The following is a 10,310-nucleotide window of genomic DNA, read 5'->3' on the forward strand; positions in this document are numbered from 1 at the left end:
ACCGGCAGGAAGAAGCCGGGCTTGCAGGCCATCCATCGCGTGGGTGCTGTCACATTGATTGAGGGGTAAGGAAATTGAGGTAGCAGCGCGTCCATGACCGTGAGTGCATCGACCTACAAGAACCACCGCTATCCGATCGAAATCGTGGCCCGTGCTGTCTGGCTCTACTTCCGCTTCAATCTGAGCCTGCGCGATGTCGAGGAAATGCTGCTCGATCGCGGGATCGTCGTTTCCTACGAGACCATCCGCCGATGGTGCCGAAAGCACGGCCCTGATTATGCGCGCCGCATACGCCGCAAGGCACCAACGAAAGATGATGTCTGGCATCTGGATGAAGCGCCTGCTGACGCGACTTCTGAAGAAGCAGGGTCTGCCGCCAAAGCGTATGATCACCGAGCATAGCCCAAATCGTCCTGGCCATCTTGTTCGCCAGGGCGATCGCCACCAGCATACGTGGCTTCCTTGCCAGCATCTGCCCCAGCCAGGATCCCTTGGAGATCGCTTTGCGCCCTAGCCAGTTCAGCCGTGACATCGCCCCGATGATGAAGCAACTGGCGAATGTCGGCTTGTCCTTCCTTCGAAACCCGTCCGAGCCTCTCCTTGCCCCCTGAGGAATGTTGCCGCGGGACTAAGCCCAGCCAGGCTGCGAAGTCACGGCCACGTTTGAAGCTTGCCATATCGGGTCCGAAAATTCTCGGTCGCCAGCGCCGTCAGCGGGCCGACTCCCGGCATTGTCTGCAGCCGTCGCGCCGTACCGGTCTGTGACGCCAGCTTCTTGAGCTGGCCCGTCTTGGCCTCGATCCGTTCCGTCTTCTGGGCAATCTGGTCGATGAGGTCCCGACACTCTTCCCGGACCAGCTCGGGCAAGATCCAGATCTGTTCGATCGTTGCGCCCATTCGGGTCGTCGCCTTCTCACACCCGCTTTACCGACGTCAGGCTGTTTCGTTCTGCACCTCAATCATGCAGCTACGGCCAACGCCGGATTCCGATAATCCTCTTTCTTGGTACCTCTGCGGGTCAATCGACCAACAGAGGACCCGCCAATGCCGGCTTGCCGCGATCCGCAGCTTCTTCCACTTCGTGGCCACCAGGGATCCCGCATCGATCGCTCAATGCGTCGAAATCCTTCAGCTCATGCCGAACGTGGAACACCGCTCGCATAAAGGCTTGAACAACCGGGCGGAGAATTCTCATCTGCCGTTCCGAAAACGGGCACGAACGCGACAGGGTTTCCGGTCGGTCGGCTCATTGCAGCATTTCGTGTCGATCTTCTCCGCCGTCCGAAATCTCTTCGTCCCATCCCAGACCAACCGCTCCGCAGCACAAATTCGAATCCATCGACGCCAAGCCATGGCCGCGTGGGAAGCCGTGAGTGCACGGCCTGCCTGAAAAGCGCGGTATCGGCCTCACGCGGCCACATTTCAAACAACGTGACAACGCCTTTCTTCCTTGTTAGACACGAATTGCGCAGGAAGTCGCGGCGGACGACGGTTGAACGTCTGGCGCTACCTCTGTCGCCGCGAGCTATATGGATCCGACCGCCCGAGCAAGCCTGCTGACGACACACACCCTGAACAGACCGGTCCCTATGAGCAGGCAGGCTACTCCATCTCGGGTCGTGTCCCATCAGGTTCTCTAATCGCCTTTGTCAACGGGCTCCTTTCTACTCGTTGATGCAGCGCGTGCCGGGCTCAGGGTTCTCTCCGGGGTCGATCGCAAGGATCGCCGCATGTTTGCGTTGGAACGGGTGGGTCGAAGTGGTGTTCGCGGTTCCGTTGGACCGCATGCGTGGTAGCGACCTCATCCGTGCAGCGTCCCGGCAAGGACGCATCTCGGGAATTGGAGTTGTTAGGGAATCGAAAGCTCCTCCTCAGGCTGCAGCAGCAGAGTGGCGGAACGGCTCGTTCGTCTTCCACATGGCGTGGAGGATAACGGCGAGCTTGCTCGCCACCGCGATCTTCGCCTTATTGAAGCCTGCGCCCTTGGCGGCGAGTCTTGATAGACCGGAATGCCGAGCTACCGGAGCATATCAAAGCCATTGCCCGCTCCGACCGAATATGTGCGGCGATGTGACGATCCAATTCTTGCGCGTCCGAGTTCTTCGCGCTCACACTCGCGCAGGCGCCAACGATCATCAAGGATGTCGCCACGGGACTGCGATCTGGGGCGATGTTGCCAAGGCGGTGGCCGCCCGATCGGTAGATGAACCCGAGGCGGGCGCGCCTTGATGCGTGATGATCTCAAGAGGGCATTGGCGCTGTAGGCCTCCTCCGCTATTTCGGACCACCAGGGGCCAATCCCGGCTCGGCTGCTGCTAACGTTGATATCAAAATCTTGATGATGGGCACCGACACTGACCGTTCAGGAGGGTGGCCATCCCTCGTCTGAGTCGCTCACCATTCCATCATCTTGAATAAGGTGTCGCTATCCGATGCTGGCCTCCGCCCGCCAGCATTTACACCCTCGTGAATTCCAATTTGATTCTGCTCAACCGCAGCATGCCCTAAATCGCCACCTGCGTCCCGATCTCGACGACACGTCCGGTCGGGATCTGAAAATACTCCGTTGCGTCGGCCGCCGTGCGCGCCAGTCCGATGAACAGCTTGTCCTGCCAAACCGGCATGCCGGAATTGGGCGAAGCCTTGAGCGAGCGCCGCGACAGGAAGAACGATGTCGTCATGATGTCGAACTTCCAGCCCTGCTTGCGGCAGATCGCCAGCGCGCGCGGGATGTTGGGCTGCTCCATGTAGCCGAACGTCAACGTCACTCGCATGAACAGCTCGTTGACCGTTTCCATCTTGACGCGCTCGCTGTCGGGCACGACAGGCTGAGGTGCCGTCACCACCGAAAGGATGACGTTCTGCTCATGCAGCGCCTTGTAGTGCTTCAGGCTGTGCATCAGCGCGGTCGGTGCACTGAGCGGGTCGCTGGTCAGGAACACGGCGGTGCCGGACACCAGCTGCGGCTTCTTCTTAAAGAGATTGCCGGCAAGGAAATCGAGCGGGATCTCGTTGCGACGGGTCTTGTCAAACAGATAGCGGCTGCCCCTCAACCACGTCCACATAGCCAGCACAATGGTGAAGGCCGCGGCCAGCGAAGCCCAGCCGCCCTCGAACACCTTGACGATGTTGGAGGCAAAGAAGCCGACATCGATGAAGCCGAACAGCGCCGTCAGCGAGACTGCCAGCCACAGCTGCCATTTCCAGATGCGCGTCATGACGACATAGAGCAGCACCGTCGTCACCAGCATGTTGCCGGTAACCGAAATACCATAGGCCGACGCCAGCTTGCTGGACTCACCGAAACCGACGACCAGCATCATCACCACCAGCGCCAGCAAGAGGTTGACGCGCGGCATATAGATCTGGCCGGACTGCCTTTCCGATGTGTGCAGGATTTCCAGGCGCGGCAGCATGTTGAGCTGCACCGCCTGCCTGGTCAGCGAAAAGGCGCCAGAGATGACCGCCTGGCTGGCGATCACCGTCGCGGCCGTTGCCAGCACGACCATCGGGATCAGCGTCCAGCCCTCGTTCATCTCGAAGAACGGGTGGCCGACCACGCCATTTTGCGCCAGCACGAATGCGCCCTGTCCGGCATAGTTGAGCAGCAGGCAAGGGAACACGATCGCCAGCCAGGCCAGCACAATCGGCTTGCGGCCGAAATGGCCGAGATCGGCATAGAGCGCTTCGGCGCCGGTGACTGCGAGGAAGATAGCGCCGATGGTGACGAAAGCGACGTCGGGCGAATTGATCAGAAAGGCGACGATGTAGTGCGGGCTGATCGCCCACAGGATTTCCGGATCGGCGATGATGTGGTTGAGACCGGAAAGGCCGATGGCCAGGAACCAAACTGCGGTCACCGGGCCGAATACCAGGCCCACCCCACCGGTGCCAAAGCGCTGCACCGCAAACACCATGGCAAGGATGACCAGCGTCAGCGGCACGACATAAGGCTGGAAGGTCGGCGTGACGACATTCATGCCCTCGACCGCCGACAGCACCGAAATCGCCGGCGTGATGACGGCGTCACCGAAAAACAGCGATGCCCCGACGATGCCGATGCCGAGCATCAGCGCCGAGCGCTTCGGAAAACTGCCCTGCGCCAGCGCCATCAGCGACAGCACGCCGCCCTCGCCGCGGTTGTCGGCGCGCAGCACGAACATGATATATTTGATGGTGACGATGATCGTCAGAGACCAGATGATCAGCGACAGAACGCCGAGAATATCGCCGCGCTGGGCGACATTGCCGCCCGACGACGCCACCAGCGCCTCGCGAAAGGCGTAGATCGGGCTGGTACCGATATCCCCATAGACGACACCGAGCGCGCCCAGCATCAGAACCTTGGTGCTGTGCTGCTCGACTTCCGAATGGCTCGATTGTTCGACGGGTTCTGCCTCACTACCAGTATTGGTAAGGGCCATGGACGACACTCCGATAAGCGCGCGGTCCTCTACGCTTGCTGCACTGCAATATCAAGTGCCGTCGCGTAATGACTCCGTTCTGGCATTGCCAGTCTTCCGCTCGGCAGACTCATCAACCTCGAAGAGAGAGTGAGATCATTGTGAGACCATACTAAAGCTGCGGCTAGGACGCGCTCACCATGCTGTCTTGGCGGGCACGTTGTCGTCAGGTTCTCGACAGCTTCCCTATGTCAGATCCAAGCCCAGCTTCAAACGGGCTTGTATTGCTGAAAGTGAGAACGGATGGATTTCACCTCGACCAAGCGGGTGCACGGACAATCGAACAGGGCCGGCCTGCAAGAGAGCTCACGTGCGGCTCCGTCCGCAGGTGCGGCGGCATTTGAGCGGCAACTGAGCGAGATCGCCAATTCAGGTGGAGGTGGTGGAGCAATGCCGGCCGGCTCGGCGCCGCAGACGGCTCAGTCAACTCGATCCAGAAGGCTCAACAAGCGCCCTCTTCATCCCGAGGATGCTCTGCTTATTTCGGGGTTTGAGGAGGCCCTCATCAAGAGCAACGCCGCCGAGGGCACTGCCAGGACCTATGTAGGTACTCTTCTCAGCTTTGGCCGCTGGCTCTTCGCAAACAACAAAGATCCCATTAAGGATCGGCTCGACAAGCAGTCGCTGACCGAGGATGCGCGCGAGTTCATCGGAAAGGGCGATCCCGCGAGACTCCTTACGGCAATAGGTCATCTCGGGACCTCGCAGTCGACGGGGGGCGTCGTGCCGATCCCAGGCCGCGTTAAGTTGACTCCGTATCTTCAGGACGCGGCTCTCATCGAAGAGTATAGAAACCAAACCCCGACACATAGCGGCAGGAGGCATGCAACTGCTCTTAGGAGCTTCAGTGACTACCTGCGTCAAAACAACAAGAAGGGCATTGCTGGTCGGCTTTTCGGCGGGGCCTTGGATGGAGATGTCAAGGGCTATAAGGAGGACGCCGGTGATCAGACCATCAGTTCCGCACTGGCTCATCTTCGAAAATCGGACGCCGGCGTTAAAGCGATGAATCTCGAGCGCCATATTCCCCTCGTTCCTGATCCCGAGGACGCGGCACTGATGGACCCGAGGCGGATCGGCGAGGCGATTGCGCAGCACAGCGCGTCGCAGGAAGCTGGCAGTTGGCTTGCTGCGGCAGCCCACGATCAGGATGTGCCTTTGGAGCTGATGGACGAACAGGGCCCGTCGTCCTCAGCGCTGCGGCCGGCTCAGTCAACTCGGCTTCGGAACCAGCCTCTTTATCCTCAGGATGCTCCGCTTGTTTTTGGGCTTAAGGACGCCCTACTCAAGGGCAACGCCTCCAAGCACACCGCCAAGAATACTGTACGTTCTCTTCTCAGCTTTGGCCGCTGGGTCTTCGCAAACAACAAAGATCCCATTGAGGATCGGCTCGACCACGGGTCGCTGACCGATGATGCGCGCGAGTTCATCGGAAAGGGCGATCCCGCGAGACTCCTTACGGGGATAGGTCATCTCCGGACCGCGCAGTCGACGGGCGGAATCGTGCCGATCCCAGGCCGCGCTGAGTTGACTCCTTATCCGGAGGACGCGGCTCTCATCAGGAAGTACAGAGACGAAGCAGCGATACAGACCGGCAAAAGGAATGCGACTGCTCTTAGGAGCTTCAGTGACTACCTGCGTCAAAACAACAAGAAAGGCATTGCTGGTCGGCTTTTCGGCGGGGCGTTGGATGGAGATGTCAAGGGCTATAAGGAGGACGCCGATGGTGATCGGATCATCGATGCCGCACTGGATCATCTCCGAAAATCGGAGGCCGGCGTTAAAGCGATGGAGCGCGAGCGCCACATTCCCCTCGTTCCTGATCCCGAGGACGCGGCACTGATGGAGCCGAGGCGGGTCGGCGAGGCGATTGCGCAGCACAGCGCGTCGCAGGAAGCTGGCAGTTGGCTTGCTGCGGCAGCCCACGATGAGGATGTGCGTTTGGGGCTGAGGGACGAACAGGGCCCGTCGTCTTCGGGGCCGCAGCCGGCTCAGTCAGCTCGGCTTCGAAGGAACCAGCCTCTTTATCCCCAGGATGCTCCGCTTATTTCGGGCCTCAGGGAAGCCCTCATCAAGGGCAACGCCTCCGAGCACACCGCCAACGACTATGTAGGTTCTCTTCTCAGCTTTGGCCGCTGGCTCTTCGCAAACAACAAAGATCCCATTAAGGATCGGCTCGACCACGGGTCGCTGACCGAGGATGCGCGCGAGTTCATCGGAAAGCGTAATCCCAAGACACTCCTTCCGGCAATAAATCATCTCCGGACCTCGCAGTCGACGGGCGGAATCGCGCCGATCGCAGGCCGCGCTGAGTTGACTCCGCATCCGGAGGACGCGGCTCTCATCGCCGCTCTCATCAAAGAGTACAGAGACAAAGCAGCGATACAGACCGGCAAAAGGAATGCAACTGCTCTCAGGAGCTTCAGTGACTACCTGCGTCAAAACAATAAGAAGGGCATTGCTGGTCGGCTTTCCGGCAAGGCGTTGAATGGAGATGTCAAGAGCTATAGGAAGGACGCCGGTGGTGATCCAAGGATCGGTTCCGCACTGAATTATCTGCGAAAATCGGACGCCGGCGCTAAAGCGATGGAGCTCGAGCGCCATATTCCCCCCGTTCCTGATCCCGAGGACGCGGCACTGATGGACCCGAGGCGGATCGGCGAGGCGATTGCGCAGCACAGCGCGTCGCAGGAAGCTGGCGCTTGGCCAAAGGAGCTTGCTGCGGCTGCCCACAATCAGGATGTGCTTTTGGGGCTGATGGACGAACAAGGCCCGTCGTCCTCAGCGCTGCGGCCGGCTCAATTAACTCGGCTTCGCAGGATCCAGCAGCCTCGGAAACAGCAGCCACTCTATCCCCAGGATGCTTCCCTTATTTTGGGCCTTGAGGAGGCTCTCATCAATGGAGGTGCCGCCGAACTCACCGTCAAGAACAATGTTAGTATTCTTCGCCGGTTTGGTGGTTGGCTCTTCGCAAACAACAAATCGAGCATTGTTGCTCGGATCGACAGCAAGTCGCTGAGCGATGGCGGTGAGGTGCTCGAGTTCATCGGAAAGGGCGATCCCGCGAGACTCCTTACGGCAATAGGTCATCTCCGGACCTTGCGGTCGACGGGCGTCGTGCCGATCGCAGGCCGCGCTAAGCTGAATCCTCCCCCCCAGAACGTGACGCTCATCAACTCCGAAAACGCGGCACCGATGGAGCGGAGGCGGGTCGGCGACGCCGCTGCGCAGCACAGCGCGTCGCACCGGGCTGGCAGTTTGGCAAAAGAGCTTCCTGCGAAAGCGCACGATCAGGATATGCGTTTGGGGCTGATGGACGCACCTGGCCCGTCGTCATTTCTAGAGCCCGCCGCGCGCCATGACCAGGCACCGAATCCCGGAGAGTCCAATCACCAGCGGTCCCGGAACGAGCTGATGGGTGCACCTGCCTGGAGCAACCTCCTGCCAAGCGAGGAGGCCTTCATCGACGATGAGCATGACACAGCTGGGTTGAGGCCAGCGAAGAGGCAGAGGACCCTGGACGTTCCGCAAGGCCTTGCTGCAGAGCCGCCGCTGAACGGGATCGCTAATTCAGGCGGTCGCCTGCTGACGCCGGGCCCCACCCATCAACTGGGTGCATCTCCATGGGAGGCACGGCCGATGATGCAGGGGAGCGGGTACGAAGACGCCGCGGCGCCGCATGCGGTCGCGACGGCCGTCGGGGACGCCGCTGCGCAGCAGGGACCTGCTACTTGGCCATTGGTCCGGCCGGAAGGTTACGATCAGGATCTGATGGTTGAAGACGGCCCACCATGGTCCGAGGTTCCCCCTGAGCTGGCGCAGGACATAATCCAAGCTGGACGGCAGGAACCTGCCAGGTCCACGTCAACCTGGTCGCTGCAGATGCCGCTCAACATTGATTGGAGTATGTGGCCAGCGTCGGAAGCAGCGCCAGTGCACTATGTCAGGGCTCGCTCAGACGCCTACGGCGATTTTGAGGCAGCGGTTAATCCCAATCCGCCCGGGCCAGTACCGGGTCATCACCAGGGCGCTCGACAGCCCGGCTCGCCGCTGGCGCTTTCTCCGCTGCCGGCCTCCTCGGACGACGAAGCTATGGCGTGGTTGAGCGAGGAGTTGGAGCGGCGGCAGATGCTCCGCGAGACGGAGTGGCAGCCCATGATGCAAGGGACAGGGTCCGCCGCCGTCTTCAGGCCGGGAGGGCCCGATGACGTTCAGCTCATCCATCGCGGGCAACTTTCGCCGATGAGTGAAGCTGCGCCAGCGGCAGCGCCACTGGCAAGAACTACCCAACCCGTCTCGCCAGCAACCGCTAGGCTGCCAGAAACCTACCGCGGTCTTCCAGTGGTTGATCTGACGAGGCCAACCACCACCTCCTCCGATGCCCAGATCGGGGCGTCGCATCCGACAGCCTCTTCCAATGTCCCCGTGGGGTCGGTGCTTGGCGCCGACGAGTGGCTGAGCACCGACCATATCCAGAGGGATTACGATTTGCTGGAGGAGCGGCTGCGGGGGATCGATCCGAGGCTCGCCGGCCAGACGCAGTTGGTGGATCCCCTCATAGCCAATGGTCCCCTGCGCTTGCGCGGTTTCAGCGAAATCGATAGGGAATGCGCATTGCACCGCATTGTCTATGATCAGGATGGCAACGACACAGCCGATTTCCTGTTCCTGCCCGTGAACAATGCCACTGAGCATAGCCTCGGCACCCATTGGTCGCTGCTGCTGGTTGATCGCAGCAACCGGGAAAGGCCGGTCGCCTATCACTACGACTCCCTCCAGCGAGAGGGATACAACGACGCGCCTGCAAGACAGCTCGCAGGGCTGCTGAACGCCACCTTGGCGCCAGCCCGCATGGCCAGACAGCCGAACCGTTATGATTGCGGCGTCTTTGTGGTGGACGGCACGCGGGCGCTGGTTCAACGACTGGTGGACGGGCAGCGGCCGGACCACGAGCCGCTGCACCTCGACAACCTCGTCGCCGATCGGCAGGCGCTGCAAGACCGGCTGATGAGGCGCTTGCCGCACGAGGAGGAGCCCCGGCAGCTGTTGGATGATGAACCCGCCTCCCCACCAATGATGGCATTCGAGCCAGCGGAAATCTGGCGACTGTTGGATGATGAGCCTGCCTCCCCTTCGCCGCCAATTAGTTCGACCTCACATGCGCGAACGGACGGTGTTCATCAGCCGACCCAGGCGCCGTGGCTCCCTGAACGCAAAAGATAACTATTAACCGCGACCATGCGCGTCCTGGTTCGCATGCTCGGCTTTGATTGGCCTCCGCAGGGGCGTTGGTGCATGGGTCCGGACTTGAGCGGATGTCGATCTTTGAAGCGGCAGACTATGCCGTGGCCGCCTTGCGGCGGGCGGATTTCGGGCGTGCGCAGGCAAGCATGCGGTTGAGGACGGCGCAGCCGATGGCGACTTCGGTCTGCTGAACGGGAAGCGACCGGGCCCGCAAAGCCACCCGATGGTGGACTTTTATCGCCCTATGGCGGTCTCGACCAGCGAGCGTTTGCCATAACCGTTGGAGACCTGCCATTTCATCCGGCCGTCTCTGCCGATTGCGGCGATTATGCTGGTCGCTTTGGCCGGGAGGTCTATCGTCGAATGATTCGACCGCGTTGGCACGAGGCGGAATGACGATTGCGGCGGCAGCGCTGTGATCGATGACTGCGTCGTAAGTCGGTTTTCCGTCATAGGCGCCGTCAGCAGTAAACTGTCCGATCGGACCGCCAATCTGGTCGAGTAGTGGCTCAACTTGACTTGAGAGAAAGCGCGAATTTCTCTGCACCTTTTTCCATTGAGCGTGTTTTGGCATGAAGTGTCCACTTTGGAGGTGGACACCAC

At 60.6% G+C, this 10,310-nt stretch carries 2 protein-coding genes and 4 pseudogenes; 3 read left to right on the forward strand and 3 right to left on the reverse strand.

Features of this window, described 5'->3' with window-relative positions:
* Positions 1 to 93: 93 nt before the first annotated feature.
* Positions 94 to 397 (forward strand): annotated as a pseudogene (locus BPNPMPFG_RS41045) (transposase family protein); the annotation flags it as partial.
* Here BPNPMPFG_RS41045 and BPNPMPFG_RS41050 read toward each other — a convergent pair.
* Positions 395 to 867 (reverse strand): annotated as a pseudogene (locus BPNPMPFG_RS41050) (transposase); the annotation flags it as partial. The pseudogenes BPNPMPFG_RS41045 and BPNPMPFG_RS41050 sit on opposite strands and share 3 nt — an antisense overlap.
* Positions 868 to 1,129: 262 nt before the next feature.
* Between BPNPMPFG_RS41050 and BPNPMPFG_RS41055 the strand changes: the two are divergent.
* Positions 1,130 to 1,390 (forward strand): annotated as a pseudogene (locus tag BPNPMPFG_RS41055) (DDE-type integrase/transposase/recombinase); the annotation flags it as partial.
* 1,114 nt (positions 1,391 to 2,504) lie between these two features.
* Here BPNPMPFG_RS41055 and BPNPMPFG_RS41060 read toward each other — a convergent pair.
* Positions 2,505 to 4,424 (reverse strand): potassium transporter Kup, encoded by a 1,920-nt coding sequence (locus BPNPMPFG_RS41060; RefSeq protein ID WP_258598633.1) that lies wholly within the window; start codon positions 4,422 to 4,424, stop codon positions 2,505 to 2,507.
* Between the two features lie 282 nt (positions 4,425 to 4,706).
* Between BPNPMPFG_RS41060 and BPNPMPFG_RS41065 the strand changes: the two genes are divergently transcribed.
* Positions 4,707 to 9,686, forward strand: coding sequence for a C48 family peptidase (locus BPNPMPFG_RS41065; RefSeq protein ID WP_258598634.1), 4,980 nt, complete (start codon positions 4,707 to 4,709; stop codon positions 9,684 to 9,686).
* Positions 9,687 to 9,801: 115 nt separating this feature from the next.
* Here the strand turns inward: BPNPMPFG_RS41065 and BPNPMPFG_RS41070 are convergent.
* Positions 9,802 to 10,230, reverse strand: a pseudogene (locus BPNPMPFG_RS41070) (transposase); the annotation flags it as partial.
* Positions 10,231 to 10,310 lie beyond the last annotated feature (80 nt).

Origin of the sequence: Mesorhizobium sp. AR07, from assembly GCF_024746815.1 — a bacterium.
In the GTDB taxonomy this organism is placed as follows: domain Bacteria; phylum Pseudomonadota; class Alphaproteobacteria; order Rhizobiales; family Rhizobiaceae; genus Mesorhizobium.